18 protein-coding genes and 1 pseudogene are annotated in these 17,133 nt (G+C 66.8%); 5 read left to right on the forward strand and 14 right to left on the reverse strand.

Translation table 11 applies throughout. From position 1 onward, the window contains the following. Positions 1–203: 203 nt before the first annotated feature. Both AC3A6P_RS10420 and AC3A6P_RS10425 read right to left on the reverse strand, forming a co-directional pair. Complete coding sequence (locus AC3A6P_RS10420) at positions 204–2,933, reverse strand: molybdopterin-dependent oxidoreductase (RefSeq protein WP_487691370.1); 2,730 nt, start codon at positions 2,931–2,933, stop codon at positions 204–206. After that, positions 2,930–3,763, reverse strand: a complete 834-nt coding sequence (locus AC3A6P_RS10425) for an FAD binding domain-containing protein (RefSeq protein ID WP_487691372.1) — start codon at positions 3,761–3,763, stop codon at positions 2,930–2,932. Before AC3A6P_RS10425 ends, AC3A6P_RS10420 begins: the two co-directional genes overlap by 4 nt. Before the next feature lie 180 nt (positions 3,764–3,943). Here AC3A6P_RS10425 and AC3A6P_RS10430 point away from each other — a divergent pair, with 180 nt between their 5' ends. Next, positions 3,944–4,351 carry a hypothetical protein gene (locus AC3A6P_RS10430; RefSeq protein WP_487691374.1) on the forward strand — a complete coding sequence of 136 codons (408 nt, stop codon included), beginning with the start codon at positions 3,944–3,946 and terminating at the stop codon, positions 4,349–4,351. A 191-nt stretch (positions 4,352–4,542) separates the two neighbouring features. Here the strand turns inward: AC3A6P_RS10430 and mbp1 are convergent, their stop codons facing one another. The 6 genes and pseudogenes from mbp1 to AC3A6P_RS10460 form a co-directional block, all read right to left on the reverse strand. Continuing rightward, the gene (mbp1, locus tag AC3A6P_RS10435) at positions 4,543–4,782 is read right to left on the reverse strand and encodes a microaggregate-binding protein 1 (protein ID WP_487691376.1); all 240 of its coding nucleotides are present in this window, start codon (positions 4,780–4,782) and stop codon (positions 4,543–4,545) included. A gap of 15 nt (positions 4,783–4,797) precedes the next feature. Next, a complete protein-coding gene (locus AC3A6P_RS10440) occupies positions 4,798–5,055 on the reverse strand; it encodes a DUF7218 family protein (protein ID WP_487691378.1) in 258 nt (85 codons plus the stop codon). Between the two features lie 473 nt (positions 5,056–5,528). Continuing rightward, positions 5,529–6,523 (reverse strand): annotated as a pseudogene (locus tag AC3A6P_RS10445) (NRAMP family divalent metal transporter); the annotation flags it as partial. Beyond that, positions 6,523–6,984, reverse strand: a complete 462-nt coding sequence (locus tag AC3A6P_RS10450) for a hypothetical protein (RefSeq protein WP_487691380.1) — start codon at positions 6,982–6,984, stop codon at positions 6,523–6,525. The gene AC3A6P_RS10450 and the pseudogene AC3A6P_RS10445, both read right to left, overlap by 1 nt. Then, the gene (locus AC3A6P_RS10455) at positions 6,984–7,190 is read right to left on the reverse strand and encodes a hypothetical protein (protein ID WP_487691382.1); all 207 of its coding nucleotides are present in this window, start codon (positions 7,188–7,190) and stop codon (positions 6,984–6,986) included. The genes AC3A6P_RS10450 and AC3A6P_RS10455 overlap by 1 nt, the downstream gene beginning before the upstream one ends. Before the next feature lie 39 nt (positions 7,191–7,229). Further along, positions 7,230–8,246, reverse strand: a complete 1,017-nt coding sequence (locus AC3A6P_RS10460) for a DNA topoisomerase IB (protein ID WP_487691384.1) — start codon at positions 8,244–8,246, stop codon at positions 7,230–7,232. Between the two features lie 310 nt (positions 8,247–8,556). Here AC3A6P_RS10460 and AC3A6P_RS10465 point away from each other — a divergent pair, with 310 nt between their 5' ends. Both AC3A6P_RS10465 and AC3A6P_RS10470 read left to right on the forward strand, forming a co-directional pair. Beyond that, entirely contained in the window at positions 8,557–8,991 is a 435-nt protein-coding gene (locus AC3A6P_RS10465; protein WP_487691386.1) for an ATP-binding protein, read from the forward strand. A 77-nt stretch (positions 8,992–9,068) separates the two neighbouring features. After that, positions 9,069–9,791 (forward strand): RNA polymerase sigma factor SigF, encoded by a 723-nt coding sequence (locus AC3A6P_RS10470; protein ID WP_487691388.1) that lies wholly within the window; start codon positions 9,069–9,071, stop codon positions 9,789–9,791. Here the strand turns inward: AC3A6P_RS10470 and AC3A6P_RS10475 are convergent. The 5 genes from AC3A6P_RS10475 to AC3A6P_RS10495 form a co-directional block, all read right to left on the reverse strand. Beyond that, the gene (locus AC3A6P_RS10475) at positions 9,741–10,181 is read right to left on the reverse strand and encodes an STAS domain-containing protein (protein ID WP_487691390.1); all 441 of its coding nucleotides are present in this window, start codon (positions 10,179–10,181) and stop codon (positions 9,741–9,743) included. The two genes, AC3A6P_RS10470 and AC3A6P_RS10475, sit on opposite strands and share 51 nt — an antisense overlap. A 206-nt stretch (positions 10,182–10,387) precedes the next feature. After that, positions 10,388–11,569, reverse strand: coding sequence for an FAD-dependent urate hydroxylase HpxO (gene hpxO, locus AC3A6P_RS10480; protein ID WP_487691392.1), 1,182 nt, complete (start codon positions 11,567–11,569; stop codon positions 10,388–10,390). 11 nt (positions 11,570–11,580) lie between these two features. Beyond that, entirely contained in the window at positions 11,581–11,904 is a 324-nt protein-coding gene (gene uraH / locus AC3A6P_RS10485; protein WP_487691394.1) for a hydroxyisourate hydrolase, read from the reverse strand. 5 nt (positions 11,905–11,909) lie between these two features. Continuing rightward, positions 11,910–12,413 (reverse strand): 2-oxo-4-hydroxy-4-carboxy-5-ureidoimidazoline decarboxylase, encoded by a 504-nt coding sequence (gene uraD, locus AC3A6P_RS10490; RefSeq protein WP_487691395.1) that lies wholly within the window; start codon positions 12,411–12,413, stop codon positions 11,910–11,912. Then, a complete protein-coding gene (locus AC3A6P_RS10495) occupies positions 12,414–14,330 on the reverse strand; it encodes a solute carrier family 23 protein (RefSeq protein WP_487691397.1) in 1,917 nt (638 codons plus the stop codon). Between the two features lie 33 nt (positions 14,331–14,363). Between AC3A6P_RS10495 and AC3A6P_RS10500 the strand changes: the two genes are divergently transcribed. Beyond that, positions 14,364–14,906, forward strand: a complete 543-nt coding sequence (locus tag AC3A6P_RS10500) for a nucleotidyltransferase family protein (RefSeq protein WP_487691399.1) — start codon at positions 14,364–14,366, stop codon at positions 14,904–14,906. A gap of 39 nt (positions 14,907–14,945) precedes the next feature. Here AC3A6P_RS10500 and AC3A6P_RS10505 read toward each other — a convergent pair whose 3' ends face one another. Further along, positions 14,946–15,932 (reverse strand): malate dehydrogenase, encoded by a 987-nt coding sequence (locus AC3A6P_RS10505; protein WP_487691401.1) that lies wholly within the window; start codon positions 15,930–15,932, stop codon positions 14,946–14,948. Positions 15,933–16,155: 223 nt separating this feature from the next. On the opposite strand from AC3A6P_RS10505, the gene AC3A6P_RS10510 reads away from it, so the two are divergent. Beyond that, positions 16,156–17,121 (forward strand): 2OG-Fe(II) oxygenase family protein, encoded by a 966-nt coding sequence (locus AC3A6P_RS10510; RefSeq protein ID WP_487691403.1) that lies wholly within the window; start codon positions 16,156–16,158, stop codon positions 17,119–17,121. Positions 17,122–17,133: the final 12 nt, after the last annotated feature.

A 17,133-nucleotide genomic window follows, 5' to 3' on the forward strand; every position in this document is an offset into this window, starting at 1 on the left:
GGTCTTTCCGAGGTGGGCCGCTGAATGTTGGCGTGCCGACGGTCGAGGTTCCGCAAGCGGGGAGGCGCGCTGTTGGCGAAGGGTAGGGCCGCTGTGTTCTGGGCCCGGGTCTGTCACACCCCTGCTGTTTTGATGGGTTCACGTCTTCCGCAACATCTTTGGCCGATGCCGGGATGTTCCCCGCGCTCGAACCACAGCCACCCTCAGCCAACAACTGACTTGTCGTTGGTAGTCAGCGCCCGCCACACCCGGGCCGGCGTCATCGGCAACTGGTGCAACCGCACCCCGGTGGCGTGGCGGATGGCGTTGGCCAGCGCCGGAGCCACCGGGTTGTAGGGCGATTCACTCATCGACTTGGCGCCCATCGGGCCCATCCGGTCGAAGGTGTCGGCGAACAGCACCTCGGTCACGGGCACGTCGGCCAGTTGCGGGATGTGATAGTTCCGCAACGTTGCATTGGTCACGACGCCCTGCGGGCCGAGCAGCATCTCCTCGTAGAGTGCACCGCCGATCGCCTGGGCGGCACCGCCTTCCACTTGACCCCGGCACTGCTGGGGGTTGATCACCACACCGGCGTCGGCGGCCTGCACACTCTGCAGGATGCGCACCACACCGGTGTCGGTGTCGACCGCCACGCGGAACCCGTGCACATTGAACGCCACCGATCGCGGCGTGCCATCGTGGTGGCCGATGCCGACCAGGGGCCCCGCCTCCAGCAGTTCGGCGAAAGCGACGAAACGCTCACCGCACTGCACGCCGTTCGGGCCGAGATCGCAGGTATCGCCGGAAACCCCGGCCAGTGCCGATGCCAGCTCGATGAGCCGGGTCCGCAGGTCCGTGCAGGCATGCTGAACCGCTGTGCCCGCCACCACCGTGCCCGCCGAACCGAAGGCGCCGGTGTCATACCCGGCGGCGTCGGTATCGGCCTGCCGCAGGATAATTCGGTCGGCTGTGGTGCGCAGTTCCGTGGCGGCCACTTGTGTGTGCACCGTCGACGTCCCGTTTCCGAACTCCGCAGTGCCCACCGCCAGGGTGTACTCGCCGTCGGCTGACACCGAGACCCGGGCGTCGGCGAAGTGCCCGCGCGGCGGGATGGTCGCGATCATCGACGCCGCCATACCGACACCGACGCGCCATTGCGGGCCGGCCGGCGCATCGGCGCCCGCACCCGAATCCAGCGCGGCCTGCACCAGATCCAGGCACTGATCCAGCCCGTAACTGCCGAACGCCAGGTCATCGCGGGAGACGTGGGAGTCGACGAAGTCATCCCCGGGCACCACCACGTTGCGCCGGCGCATCTCGAACGGGTCGATCCCCAATTCCGAGGCCAGCTCGTCGATCGCCGATTCGACGGCGAAGATCATCTGCGAGAGCCCATAACCGCGGAACGCCCCCGACGGCAGGTTGTTGGTGTAGACGGCCTGCGCGTCCACCCGCTTGTTCGCGCAGCGATACAGCGCTATCGACTCCCCGCAGCCGTGGAACATCACCCCCGGTGTGTGGTTGCCGTAGGCGCCCGCATCGATGAGCACGTCGACGCCCAGCGCGGTCAAGATGCCGTCGGCGCCGGCGGCCACCGTCACGTCGATGCGGAACGGATGCCGGCATGGCGCGACGGTGAATTGGTCACTGCGGCTGAACTCGTAGCGCACCGGCGCGCCCAGCCGTAACACGGCGAGTGCCACCAGGTCCTCGGTCAGCATCTCCTGTTTTCCGCCGAATCCGCCGCCGACACGTTTGGTGAACACCTGCACCTGTTCGCGGTCCAGCCCGAACACATGGCACAGCTCGTCGCGCACCAGGAACGGCACCTGGGTGCTGCTGCGGATCACCAGCCGGCCGTCCTCATCGCGCCAGCCGGTGCAGCCGTGGGTCTCCAGGTGACTGTGCTGCACCCGCTGGGTGTGCCACCGCCCGGTGACCACGGTGCCCCCGCGGTTCCGCGCAGTCGTCAACCCGGCATCGAGATCGCCGACACCGCCGTGCAATTCGGACACGATGTTGCGCGACGGGTCGGTGATCCGGCTCTCCGGTCCCTTCCCGTCGTGCACCAGGGGAGCGCCGGGGCGACGGGCGGCTTCGGGGTCGAAGACCGCGGGCAACACCTCGTAGTCGACGACGATGGCGCGGCATGCCTTCTCCGCGGTGCCCGGATCGTCGGCGACCACGGCCGCCACCCGCTGGCCGAGGAATCGCACGGTGTCGTCGAGCACCCGGGTGTCGTCGGGATCGTCGAGGCGACTTTGATGGCGGGCGGTGGAGAACGCCACTGCGGGACTGTCGTGATGGGTCAGCACCAACCGGACACCCTCGATGGACTCGGCCACCGACGTGTCGACGGAGCGGATGCGGGCGTGTGCCACCGGACTGGCCAGCACGGCCATGTGCAGCAGCCCCGGCATGTCGAAATCCATGGTGTACTGCTCGGTTCCGGTGACCACCCCGACACCGGCGGGCGCGCCCACCGACCGCCCCACGTCAGCACCCTCGGCTGGTTTCTCGATTTGGGCGCGCCCGGCGATGGCGTCGGTGATGGCCCGGTACCCCGTGCAGCGGCACAGGTTTCCCTTCAGGCTGCTGGGCAGGTCGGCGAGCTGGGCCTCGGACAGCGCGGCGGTGGTGGTCACCATCCCCGCCGTGCAGAACCCACACTGGAAACCCGCCGCTTCGAGGAACTTCCGTTGCACCGGATGCAGATCCTGCGGGGTGCCGAGCCCGGCGACGGTGGTGACGTCGCAGTCGTCGGCCCGAAACGCCGGGTATACGCACGAATGCACCGGCTGCCCATCCACCAGGACCGAGCAGGCTCCGCAGTCACCGGCGTCGCAGCCCTTCTTGACCTCGAAATGCCCGGTGTCGCGAAGGAAGGTGCGCAGGCATTGCCCCGGCCTCGGCGCGGCCGTCGCGGGGCAGCCGTTGATACGTATGGTCACCGCAGTTCCGCACAGACCTGCTCGGCCAGCCGCAGCGTGACGCCGCGCCGCCAATCGGGATCGCCGTGTGCGTCGAGCGTCCATGCGTCGGGAGCGATGGTGGCGTGCACCGCCGCCAACTCGTCGTCGGACGGGACGGCAGAGAACCCGAACACGTACGGGCGCACCGTTGCCGCGGTGATCGACAGAACGAACCGGCCGCCGTCGGCGCCGCTGTCGCGGCGCCCGATCACCACGATGCCCGACCGGCCCAGCGGGGAGGGCGCCAGCTTGCGGAATGCCGTCGACGCGCGCAGCGCCGAAGCCGGGATGTCCACCGCGCGGATGACGTCGCCGACGGTGAGCATGTTGGTGGTGTTACCCGTGACGAATTCCGTGATCGGCATCGTGTACTCGGAGCCGTCGGCCCGCCACACGGTCACCGATCCGTCGAGTGCGGACAGCAGCGAAATCATGGCACCGGCCGGGAAGGACAGCGCCACATTGCCGCCGACGGTGGCGCTGCGCCAGATCTTGAACGACGCCAACAACGCCTCGCAGCACTGCCGCAGCAGCGGAGCGGCGGCCCAATCGGGATGGTCGACGGCCAATTCCTCACTCAGCCGGGCGACCCGGTCGATGGTGCAGGTGGCGGAAAGTTGCACCGCGTCATCGGTCATCACCACCGGCGCCCAGCCCAGTCGGGTGATGTCGACCAGACGCCGCAACCCCACCTGAGGTTCGGAGAACAACCAGGTGCCTCCGGCCAAGACGGCGTCCCGGGCGCCGAGGGGCCAGAGGTCGTCGCGCGTGGTGGGGATGTCGACGGCCTCGACGGTGTTGAGGTCCATCCCGTAACGCTAATCAAGCAAACGGCCCCTCGCAGCGCGGGCGCAGCGGTGCGACCTGCGACGTATACCAGTAACAACGTCTCATTCAGGCCCCCGACACAGGCACAATCCGATAAATTCAACCACGCACGTTTTGATTTCCGGCGGGGCGGGTAAAGGTGAGCACCGGAAAGGAACGACATGGCAGTCGCGCGCAGGTCAGAGGCGCATTTCGGCGCTGTTCCTCGCTATGACGAGGGCGGGCCGGTCGATCAGGGTGTCGGCGGCGCGGTGCGGTTCGCAGCAGCGACCGCAGCGGCTGGTCTGGTGTTCCTGGTCGTGGCGGCTCTGTGGGTGAGTACGTGCACCGAGTCCACGGATGTGGACACGGCCGCATGCGGTGTTCCGCAACGCACCATCCTCGGCCTCGGCGCCCCGATGATCCTGCTCGCAGGTGCCATCTGGGCGTTCGTCTGCACGTACCGGGCGTGGCGCGCACGCGGCGAGTTCTGGAGCTGGCAGGGCGCCGGCTGGTTCCTCTTCACGGTCATGTTGGTGACGTTGGCGATGGGTTTCCCGGCGGTTGCCGGACCCGCACTCGGAGGCTGACCGCTCCGAGTATCCACGCTCTCCGACCACCCCTTCGCGGCTGTGTGCCGCACCTGTTCATGAATCCCGCCCGCGGCGGTGGCGACGACGCCGCCGCCGCGGCCGCATTCTGGCACCCATGTGCGCGGTCCGGTGCAGGGCACAAGAAAATCCCGGCGGAACACCGCCGGGATTTTCTGTGAGATTTCAGGTCAGCGTTGGAACGCTTCTTGGCGCTTCTCGGCAGCCTTGGCGCCACCGCGCGCAGCCTCGGCTTCGGCTTCTTTCTTGGCCGCCTCGCGCTGGGCTTCGGCCTTGTCCTGCTGAGCCTTGCCCTCGTTGATCAGATCGTCGCGGCCGGTGACCGTGCCGACGACTTCCTTCGCCTTGCCCTTGACGTCCTCGACGACACCCTTGACGCCTTCTTCGGGTCCGCTGTTGTTCTCAGCCATGTTGTTTCCCTTTCCTCAATGGTTACGGAGCAGATCCACGAGCTGGTCTTTCTTCTTATCCGAATACCCGGATACACCAAGCTCTTTGGCCCTCTTCCTGAGCTCGGAGACCGTCCAACCTTCGTAAGCGCCGGACTTGCCACCCTTCTTGCCCACACTCGAACGGCCCTTGGCCGCAGCAGCATTGGAGATCCGGGCCGCTTTCTCCTTGGAGTTGCCCTGCTTGCGCAGGTCTTCGTAGAGACCCTCGTCCTTGATCGATGAATTCGGCATCTCTACCTCCTAGCTGTTGATGTGGGTGACATTCAGGTTTCTTCCCCCACGAGGTCAGGGTTCCCAAGCCGCAAAAAACTGAAACAGGTGACAGTGGGTTCTCAGGTCCGCAGCAGGGGCGAGTAACGGGTGAAGTTCGACCGCAGAGACACCCGCTCGCGGTCGATCCGGGTGATGTCGGACCACGCGCACACGAAGGTACCGCGGTGCCGCCAGCACAACAGTTTCTGCAGCAGGACAGGGTGTTTCACCCCGGTTCGTTCGTAGCCGAGATAGGAGCTCCGGGTGCGCGGGCTCACCACCAGACCCATCACGCGCGGCTGGCCGGGATCGTGGTGCAGATCACCGTCTACCACCAGTCGCACATCGATCACCGTCCCGATGCCGCGACCGGACGAGTCCTCGACGGGCAGGCCCAGGAGTTCACTCGCCAGCATGCCGGCCTCCCGGAATCCGCCCGACGATGTGTTGTGGACTGCCGCACCGGTCACCAGCACGACGATCATCAGGACGTGAAAGCGGGCGGCCTCGGCGGGCTTTCGGAACTTGCCCCAGGTCCAGCCCAGGAATTGTGCCACCGTGTACCCCGACGACAACGTCGTCTCCAGCGCAGCCCCGAACGTGGCCGCCACAATACCGATGATCGCGAACGCCAGCGCCAACTGACCGCCGGCGGCCACCACCGGCATGACGACCTGCGACAGCGACGACACCTCGATACCGCTGGGCAACAACACGATTGCCGCGCACGCGGCGATCGCGATGGACAGGATGCCGCCCAGCGGGAAACCGACCATGACGTTGAGCCGGGAGGTGCTGAGGTCTTTGACGGTCCAGCGCTCCTCCACGGCGCCGGAGGAGAAGAAGAACACCTCGTAGGGCGTCATTGCCGCGCCGAACAGCGCCACGGCGAACTACCAGTAGGTGGCTTCGGATTCGGTCTCCGGAATCTGCGGAGCCATCATCTGCCGGCCCAGCTCCGACCAGTTCGGCGACAACATCACCACCGCCACCGCGAACACCATCAACGTCAACCCCAGCAGGCCGGTGATGTTCTCCATCACCGTGAACTTCACTGCCAGATCACCACCCACACCCCGAATGCCGCGACCGGAAACCACAGGGCTGGACCCACATCGGTGGCCAGTTGCAGTGCCAGCGCCACACCGCCTATCTCGGCGGTCACGGTCATCAGGCTGATGAAGAACGACGCCAGCAGATTCGCGCCCGCGGTGCGTGGGCCCAGTCGTTCCCGGATGATCTCGAAGGTGGCCCGTCCGCTGACTGCCGCCACCTTCCCCGACCTGTGCGCGAACAGGCAGATACCGAGCACACCTACGGGAACCACCCACGCGAGCGCCAAGCCGAACCGCGATCCGACGATGGCGTTGGTGACCATGTCGCCGATGTCGATAAATCCGCCGATCGCGGTCAGGATCCCCAGGGCGACGGCGAAGAGCCGCTTCATCAGCGGTAGTCGCGCGCCAACGCCTCTGCTGCGGCGGTGAGCTCACGCTGCAGGTCCTGCGGCGGAGGCTGCGCCGCCAGAGCGCGGACCGCGGCGTTGGCGGAGTTGAGTTGCGCGGCGATATCGGTCATCGCCTGGGCCAGGTATCGCTGCCGCTGCACGTCGGCGGGGTCTTCCGCGCGCAGTTCCGAGATCCCGTCGTACGCCGAGATGACGTTGTCGCGGGCGTCGCTGAGTTGCACGGCAGTCAGATGCTGCGTCGAGCGGCCTCGGGCCCACAGGTCCAGGGCCACGGCGCCGGAGCGAGCCGCGGATTCGGTTTCCTCCTGCGCCTGTGCCAGCCGGCCCGGCATCCCGTCGCGGTTACTGGGGCACGCCGTCAGGATGAAGGCGAGCATGGCGACCATCGCGGCGATCCCCACGGCAATCCGGATCGCCGGCCGAGGTCCCCCGCGGGCCATTACCGTCTTTCTTCGTCGGGATCCACATCGTCGAGCGCCTGGTGTTGTTCCTGCCAGTCGCTCGGGTCGCTTTCGAGCGGGGTGGGGGTGTCGGCGAGGCCCTCGTCGGGAACCAGGTCTGCGGTCGGTTGCTGCTGTTCGACGGCATCGTCGACCGGGACGTCGTCCGGGAAGGGCGCACCGTCGGAGAAAGCGTCGTCATACATGACGACCGGATTACCCGCCCGGCGCCCGGGAAAACAGGTTCAGCTCTTCGCGACTTTGCGGATCATGCGTGCGGTGGCACCTTCCACGATGGCCTGTGCCTTATCGTCGTCACGTGCCTTCCCGGCCCGCCTGGCGGCGGCCGCGATGGTCAGCCCGTTCTCGTAGGCGGTGACCACCCGCGGGTCCACATACGAACTGCGGGCGACCGCCGGAGTGTTGCCGAGTTCTGCGGAGACCTCCTTCATCACGGCCGAGACGATCTTCTTGTTCGCTCGCTCCGACGACGGGGGATCGGCATCGACGAAGGCCGCCGCGGCCAGCACGGTGCCGTGCCACGTCCGCAGATCCTTGACGCTGTACTCGTCGCCGACCATCTCCTTGAAGCGGGTGTTGAGGTCGTCGGCGTGGACATCCGCCCAGCCGGACGAGGTGCGACACACCAGGAGGCGGTCACTGCGTTCCTCGCGGCGCATCAAGGCCCGGACGGTGCCCACGATGGCGGGGTCGTCCACCTCCCACTGCCGTTGGACGCCGCTCTTGGCGGGATAGTCGAAGTACACCGCGTCGCGTCTGACGGTGACGTGCTCGCAGAGCAAGGTGGCCACACCGTAGGAGTTGTTGTCCTCGGCGTAGGTTTCGCCGCCGGCCCGGAAGTAGCCGCGGTCGAGCATCCGCAGAGCCAGTGCGATCACCCGGGCCCGGGTGAGGCCCCGGCTGTCGAGGTCGTGAACGAGCTGAGTGCGCCACTGCGGCAATGCCTTCGACATTTCGAGCACGCGATCGAACTTCTCCTCGCTGCGCTCTTCCTGCCACCGCTGGTGGTACAGGTATTGACGCCGGCCCGCCACATCGGTGCCGACGGCTTGGATATGGCCACTTGGGTGGGTGCTGATCCACACCTTCTTCCAGGCGGGCGGGATGACCAACTCCTTGATGCGGGCCAGCGTCTTGTCATCGGTGATGAGTTCGTCGCCGGGTCCGTAGTAGGAGAACCCCTTGCCGCGCCGGACCCGCCTGATACCAGGGCCGGTTACTACGCTGCGCCGAAGTCGCATCGCCGGGCCCCAGTCGGACGTGGTCTCACGGGCGGCTGATACCCCGGGTCAGCGTCGTTCACACCCGGCAACGGGTTGGTCACATCAACGTTTGATTTCTCGGTGGGTGCGGGTAGAGAAGCGGTCACCATGACTTCATCGAGAACTGCACCAACGGCAGCCGGCTCCCGGCCGGCCTTCGGGCGCACCGCAGTGCCCGCAGTGCGTCGCGGCTCCCGCCTCCGACACCGCAGCGGCGAAGGGCAGCGCAATGGTTAGTTGGGCTGCACGCTGGGGTAGTCTCGGTGCGATATTGCCGGGAGGCCAGTACATGTTCGATGCCGAAAGTTCCGCTGACGCGATCGCCCGCAGCCCCAAGGCTGTCGAGCTGCGCATCAACGCGCAGCTGGAGAACCTCGCTGTGGTGCGCACCGTGATCGGAGCGATCGGGACGTTCGAGGATCTGGATCTCGACGCGGTGGCCGATCTGCGGTTGGCGGTCGACGAGGCCTGCACCCGGCTGATCAAGTCAGCCGCCAAAGACGGCACGTTGGTGTTGGTCATCGACCCACGGCCCAACGAACTGGTGGTCGATGTGTCCACCACCTCGGCAGCCGAGGACATCCTGACACCGGGCAGCTTCAGCTGGCACGTACTCACCTCGCTCACCGATGACGTGAGCACGTTCCGCAACGGAGCAGATGCCGGGCTGGACCCCGTGTTCGGCATCTCGCTGACGACGAGACGAGTGAGTCCGGCACGGTGACGTCCCCAGGTTCGCAAGGGTCGGCCTCGCGCACCGGAGCTTCGCGATCGAGTTCTGAATATGCCGACGTACCGGAGATGTTCCGGAAGTTGGCGGAACTGAGCGAAGGCTCCGCGGCATTTCAGCGTCAGCGGGACCGCATCGTCGAACGGTGCCTACCGCTGGCCGACCACATCGCCCGCCGTTTCGACGGGCGTGGGGAGCCGCGCGATGACCTGGTGCAGGTCGCGCGAGTGGGTTTGGTGAACGCCGTGATCCGGTTCGATGTCAACGCCGGGTCCGATTTCGTCTCCTTCGCCGTGCCCACGATCATGGGCGAGGTCCGGCGCCACTTCCGTGACAACAGCTGGTCGGTGAAGGTGCCGCGCCGGCTCAAGGAACTGCATCTGCGGCTGGGCAGCGCCACTGCCGAACTCTCGCAGCGGCTGGGCCGTGCACCGACGCCCACCGAGCTGGCCGCCGAACTCGGCATGGACCGTGACGAAGTGGTCGAGGGCCTGGTGGCGGGCAGCTCGTACAACACCTTGTCCATCGACAGCGGCGGCAGCGGCAACGAAGATGCCCCGGCCATCGCCGACACCCTCGGGGATGTCGACCTTTCCCTGGATCAGATCGAGAACCGCGAGGCGCTGCGGCCGCTGTTGGAATCGCTGCCCGAGCGTGAGCGCACCGTGGTGGTGCTCAGGTTCTTCGAGTCGCTGACGCAGACGCAGATCGCCGAGCGCATCGGGGTTTCGCAGATGCACGTGTCACGGCTGCTCGCCCGCGCGCTGACCCGGCTCCGGGATCAACTCGAGTAACTCGACGTCGCCGCCGATCAGCCGCTTCGCGGACGCCATGGTGGTGACGACGGGAAGGACTCCCTCGGGATCGCAGATCCGCAGGATCCGGGCCACCGCGCCGCCTGCCGCGACCGCCCACCGCGCCTTGTTGTCGGCGCACCTGGTGTTCATGGTGTGCAGCGTCGAAACCCCGGCTGTGGCAAGGAATTTGAGCCGTGTCAGATCCACCACCAACGGGGTGGGGCCGTCCAGGTGGGGCAGCACGTAGGTGACGAACGCGTCCGCGTTGGACGCGTCGATCTCGCCGTCGGCGGTGACGATCACATAACCGTCGACATGGCAGACAGCAGCACCTGCCGTCCGGCGAAGTGAGTCGGTGAATGATTGTGTGGTTGCTGCAGTGGACATCATGACCCCATCAGTTGCTGGCGCGGGTCGCGTCAAATGCTCACGTTCTCGAAGCCCTCACGGATAGGTGCTACCCACCTCGCCGGTTTGACGTCTCCGGTTTCGGCTGTGAACTCAACCTGGTGCCGACCTTACGCCTGAGCCATGGCTCCGACAACGATCTCGGCGTCTTCACCACACCCTCACAGTTTTGCTGTTTCGACATCTCAGCGGACAGGTGTGACGGGACCGCCCATGATGTTGCCGACGATTCCGCGGATGATGTTGGTGCCGTCCTCGTTGCGCAGCTCGTCGTACCACTGCGCGGTGACCTCGGGATCCTTTGCGTGAGTTACATCGCAGCGCTTACGGGCGCGCAGCACCAGGTCGCCGGCCCGTTCGGCCCGTGCCTGCTGGTAGGCGGTCAAGGCCGCGTGCACGTCGCCGGGATGGTCTTTGAACGCCCACTGCAGGGCCACCGCGTCCTCCATCGCCGAGCATCCGCCCTGGCCGATGTCGGGGGTGGTGTTGTGGGCGGCGTCGCCCAGCACCGCGACCCTGCCCTTGACCCAGGTGTGGAACGGATCGAGGTCCAGGATCTCGACGCGGTTGGTGGTCATCGGATCGAGCTTGTCGATGAGCAGCTGCACACCCGGAGCCCAGCCGGCGAAGTGGCTGCGCAGCACCTCACGGGCGCTACCCCGCTCGTACTGTGCGCCTTGCGGTTCCACCACGTCGAAGAAGAAGTAGAACCGGCCGCCGGCATTACCGTTGCCCCCGACGGGCATCACCGAAACCCGTTTGCCGTCACCGACATAGGTGGTCCACTCGGTGGCAGGGCCGATGCCGTCGTCGGTGTCCACCAGGCCGTTGAAGTTCACGTACCCGGCGTAACGACGCGACACCGGACCGCCCAGCACGTACTCGCGGGTGATCGAGCCGGCGCCGTCGGCGCCGATGATGAAGTCGGCCGAGGCGGTCGTACCGTCGGCGAACGTCGCCGACGCGGCGTCGGGACCGTCTTCGATGGAGACCATCCTCATCCCGAAGCGGATGTCGTCGAGACCGTAGGCTTCCATCAACATCAGCTGCAGTTCGGCGCGGGCGATCGGGTAGGGCCGCTGGCCCACCTCGTCGATCAGCGGCTGCATCGAGAATCGGCACATCGTCTCACCGGTGTGCCCGTCGAGGTAGCTCATCGAGTTCACGATCCCGCCGAGCGCGGCCGTCTGGTGCTCGAGCCCCAGGTAGTTGAGGCACTTGACGCCGTTGGACCACACCGAGATCGCGGCGCCGACAGGTTTGTTCTCGGTGACCCGTTCGTATACCTCGGTGTCGATTCCGATCTGGCGCAACGCGATTGCTGCGCTCATCCCGCCCATACCCGCGCCGATGACGATCGCTTTCACGTGGTCCTTCCTCAACTTCCCCGGTAGGTGGAATAGGCGTACGGCGACAGCAGCAAGGGAACGTGATACCTGCCTGCGGAGTCGGTGACCTCGAAGGAGATGGTGACCTCCGGGTAGAACCCGACGACCGCCTGGGCGGCGAAATAGCTTGCGGTGTCGAACGTGAGCCGGTAGATGCCGGTCAGTTCGGCGTCGGTGAGACTGGTGACGCGGCCGTCATCGTCGGTGAGGGCATGGGCCAGCAGCACTCCCGCCGAATCGGTCAGGGTGACGGCCACGCCGGCGCCGGGCCGGCCGGTCACAGCGTTGAGGACGTGGGTGCTCACATGAGTCATGGGCGTCATCCTGCCTGGGTCTCCGGCTCGTTGAACAGCCGCTCCAACCTCAGCCGGTTGATCTTCGCCAGTTCACTGCGCATCACCCGCCGTTCGGTGTCGGGATCGTTGTCGAGGCGTTCGGTGAGAATGTCGAGCAGTTCCTCGGCGGACCGACCGCTGGCGCACACCAGGTACACGTACCCGAACTTCTGGTCGTATTCCTGATTCTTCACTGCCAGTTCGGCTTTCACCGCGTCGGCGGCGGTGGCCACGGCAGCCTGCTCGCGCGCCGAGGAGGGATTGTCGGGGCGCGCTCCGATGCGGGGATGGCCGTCGAGTGCGGCGTCGATCTCGGCATCGGGTAATTCGGCCAGCACCCGGTCCGCGCGGTCCAGCAGGGCGTCGACATCGCGAAACGGTGTGCCGGCGAGTACCCGGCGCGCCCAGATGGTCGAGGAACAGACACCGAACAGCAGATGCATCCGCTGCCGCTCGGTCATGGCATTGAAGGCGTCGAGACTCGGCATCTACTGGAGTTCGTTCAACCGGCTGAACCGGGCGGCCGCAATGGGATTGGCATCGGCCACCAGGTCCTGGAACCGGTAATTGGCGATCTTCTCGACCTCGATGAGGGCGAAAGCCCGCTCGGCGGCAGGTGAGTTGTCCATCCGCGACCACCCGTTCTTGAGCACCCGATCGAAGTGCTCGGTCTCCCGCGCGCAGATGATCAGCGGGAACCCGAAGTGTTCGCGGTACGCCGACGCCAGTTGCACCACGTCGTTGTGATCGTCGTCGTCGAGGTTGGACAACGCCACGTGGTCGACGGTGAGGGACTGCCCGGTCTCGTCCTCGGCGCCCAGATCGTGAAACGCGTTCAGCAGTTCGGTCTGCTGCTCGGGTGAGCCGGTCAGCACCGCGTCCTGGAACGCCTCGCGCAGCGCCTTGGTGTCGGCGAACGGCCGCTGCTCGAAGGCCCGCTCGACCGCCCACGGAACACCTTGGACCACATGCCCGAACACCTCGGTGAAGCGGTCTCTGGTCATGGCGTTGACCTCGTCGAGGGTGATGGAGCCGCCGCCGGCCACCCGTGCACCGTGGCCACCGGTGTGGAAGAACACGATGTTGAGCAGGATCGCGCTCACCGCGCCGATGCTGATACCGCTGCCGAAGATCAGGTCGAGACCGGGCGGCATGCCCTGGGCGATATCGGGATACGACGTCACCCACAACGCCAGCGCCAGGCTGGTGGTGACGATGATCAGGTTGCGGTGGTCGGTGAAGTCCACCTTGCCCAGCGTCTGGATACCCACCACGGCCACGGTGGCGAACAACGTCAGCGCCGCACCACCCAGCACCGGGTTCGGGATGGACGCCACCACGGCCGCGACCTTCGGCAAGAAGCCCAGCAGGATCATGAACACACCGGCGGCGGCCACCACCCAGCGGCTCTTGACCCCGGTCAGGCGCACCAGCCCGACGTTCTCCGAGAATGCGGTGTAGGGGAAAGAGTTGAAGACGCCGCCGATCGCGGTGGCCAGACCGTCGGCGCGCAGCACGTTGCCGATATCGGAGGCCTTGACACGCTTGCCGACGATCTCGCCGGTGGCGATGGTGGAACCGGTGGACTCCACCGCGGTGATCATCAGCACGATGATCATCGTCAGGCACGCCACGAAGTCGAATTTGGGCATGCCGAACAGGAACGGCGGGGTGAAGCCCACCGCCGAGGCTTCACCTACCCGGTCGAAGTTCATGTCGCCCAACGCATATGCCACCGCACAGCCGATGACCAGCCCCAGCAGGACCGCGATGGTGGCCAGGAAGCCACGGAACAGCCGCTGGATCGCGACGATGATCGCGATGGTGCCCAGCGCGTAGAGGAACCACCGGATGTTCGCGGGATCGGGCTCGTGGGTGTGCGGGTTGGTCACCGCGTCCATGGCGCCCACCGGCACCAGGCACAGGCCGATGATGGTGATCAGCGTGCCGGTGACCACCGGTGGGAAGAATTTCAGCAGCTTGATGAACACCGGCGCGATCAGGAAGGTGAAGATGCCCGCGACGATCACCGCGCCGTAGACGTAGACCATGCTCGCCGAGCCGCCGCCGTTGGCCAGGCCGATGGCGATGATGGGAGAGACCCCGGCGAAAGTGACGCCTTGCAGCAGCGGCAGGCGGACACCGATCTTCCAGAACCCGACGGCCTGGATGATCGAGGCGATACCGCAGGTGAACAGGTCAGCGGTGATCAGCATGACCAGCTCTTCCTGGGACAACCCCACCGCGCCGGCGATGATGATGGGCACCAGGACCGCGCCGGCATAGAACGCCACCACATGCTGGAAGCCGTAGGTGGCCAGCTTCGGGATCGGCAGCATGTCGTCGACAGGGTGCACACGCTTACCGGTGGTGGGCATCGGCGGGAGTGGAGCCGGGGCTGACATCGTCCAAGAATCGGGCAGGTTGACAATGTTCGCATGTCGAGAACGCAGCGCGTGGCCGGGGTGTTGCTTGCCGCCGGCGCCGGAAGTCGCTTCGGGAAACCGAAAGTGCTTGCGGCAGAAGGGCTGTGGCTGAAGAACGCGGTGGCGGCGCTCGCCGACGGCGGATGTGACGATGTAGTGGTGGTGCTGGGGGCCGCGGTGGTCGACGTGCCCGCGCCGGCACGGAGTGTGATCGCCGCGGACTGGGCCGACGGGATGAGCGTTTCGCTGCGGGCCGGGCTGGACGCCGCAGCCGACGCCGACCGCGTGGTGCTCCAGCTGGTGGACACCCCGGACGTCGGTGCCGATGTGGTGCGACGGGTGCTGGCCTCGGGTGCCGAACTGGCCCGGGCGGTGTACCACGGGCGGCCGGGGCATCCGGTGGTGATTCCCGCCCCGCTCGTGCCGGAGTTGCGGGCCGGCTTGTCCGGGGACCAGGGTGCGCGAGCGTTCCTGGCCCACCGCGCCGATGTCGTCGCGGTCGAATGCGGTGACCTGGCGACCGGCGTGGACATCGATGTGCCGGTGGAGGGATAGCGGGGCCGGAGGGCGACAGTGCAGGCGTGTGGCGCCGACTCAGAGCAGTCCGAGCGCCTTCACCGCATCGCGTTCCTCGCGCAGCTCAGCCACCGAGGCGTTGATGCGGGTGCGAGAGAAGGCGTTGATGTCCAGGCCCTCGACGATCTGCCACCGCCCGTCCACCGCGCGGCAGGGGAACGAGCACACCAGACCCTCGTCCACGCCGTAGACCCCGGGCGACGGCAAGGCCACCGATGTCCAGTCATCGGCGGGGGTGCCGTGCACCCAGTCGTCGAGGTGGTCGATGGCGCCGTTGGCCGCCGACGCCGCCGAACTGGCGCCGCGCGCCTCGATGATCGCGGTGCCGCGGCGGGCCACCGTCGGAATGAAATCGTCTGTCAGCCAGTGGGTGTCAGCGGCGTAGTCAGCCCCGGAGCGGCCACCGACCTTCGCGTGGAACAGATCCGGGTACTGCGTGGGGGAGTGGTTGCCCCAGATCGTCATCTGCGAGATCTCGGTGACAGGCACGCCGGCATGGCGCGAGATGGCCGCGACGGCGCGGTTGTGGTCCAAGCGGGTCAACGCGGTGAACCGCTCGGCGGGGATGTCCGGGGCGTGGGCGGCGGCCACCAGAGCGTTGGTGTTGGCGGGATTGCCGACCACCAACACCCGCACATCATCGCCCGCGCCGTTGTTCAACGCCTTCCCGGCGGTGGCGAAGATCTCGGCGTTGGCCGACAGCAGATCGGCGCGCTCCATGCCTTTGGTGCGGGGCCGGGAGCCGATCAGCAAGGCCACGTCCACCCCGTCGAACGCCCGCACCGGGTCGTCATGGATCTCGGTGCCCGCCAACAGTGGGAAGGCACCGTCGTCGAGTTCCATCACCACGCCCTCGGCGGCACGCACCGCGCTGGGCAGTTCGACCAGACGCAGGATCACCGGGGTGTTGCGGCCGAGCATCGCGCCGGCGGCGATCCGGAACAAGGCCGCATAGCCGATACTGCCTGCGGCGCCGGTGACGGCGACTACCTGGGGGCGGGTCATCGTTGACTCCTGTCGGCTGGGCTCCGCCCGCCAGTCTGGCAGGCCGGCCCGCTGCTCAGTGGCGGTCGAGATCGAGCTCACAGCAGTGGGCAACACACTCGGAACCTGGCTTTACCTGCCGTGGACGGAGGCGAAACACCACGGCAACAGTTTGGATCCAGTCTTGGATCCAAAGCAGATGACAGCGATACCAACCCCTGTCCCGCACGAAACCGGAGACCTCATGATTCGGCATTTCGACCTGTCCGACCTGGTTGGCGCCGCCCGCGACGGTGACCACCCAGGCGTTCTGCGCGAGTTCGACACCGTGTGCCGCGAAGCCGGTGCCTTCGCGCTGACCGGACTGCCGATCTCTGAGTCGGTGCTCGCCGACGTCTACCAGCGCACTCTGGAGTTCTTCCACCTGCCGCAGGAGGATAAGGAAGCCTTGCGGGATCCCGGCGGCAATCCCTACATCGGCTGGGACGGGCCGGCAGGAGACGGTGAGCACGACTCCGCGAAACGCAAGCAGATGTTCCACATCGGCCCCCGCATCTCGGCGAGCCTGCCCACGCCCGGTCCAGACGGTGCCTTCGGTCACGCCGACCCTGCCTCGGCCCAGGGACTCTGGCCGCAGCGGCTGCCGGAGTTCACCACCGCATGGCACGCCTACTACCGCCAGATGCAGGACTCGGCGCAGCTGCTCGGCGAAGTGATGGCCACCATTCTTGGTGTGCCCCTGGCAGATTGGCGGGCGCTCACGGCGGGCAACTTCGCCGACCTGGCCGCCAACTACTATCCCGCCGCCCGCGACGGGGACACCGGTGCGCGTAACGCCGTACACAGCGATGACACCCTGTTCACCATCCTGTATCAGGATGACGGTGGGGGTGGCGGTCTGCGCATGCAGTGCCGTGACGGCCGCTGGCTCGACGTTCCACCGGTGGCTGACACCTACCTGGTCAACATCGGCGCACTGATGCAGTTCCTCACCGGCGATCGGTGGTGGGCGGTACCCCACGAGGTCACCGCATCACCACTGGACCACCCCTCGTCCCGCACCGCGCGAGTGTCGATCCCGTTCTTCTTCCGCCCCAACGACGATCGCGCCCTCGTCCCGTTCTCCACCGACACGCCCCCCACCGACAGCGCCGAATCGGTTCGGATGAGCGAGTGGCTACTCGGTCGTCGTGCCGCCGCGGCCAGGTGACCCCCTACATCC

The organism is Mycobacterium sp. Soil_C_30 (genome assembly GCF_057656995.1).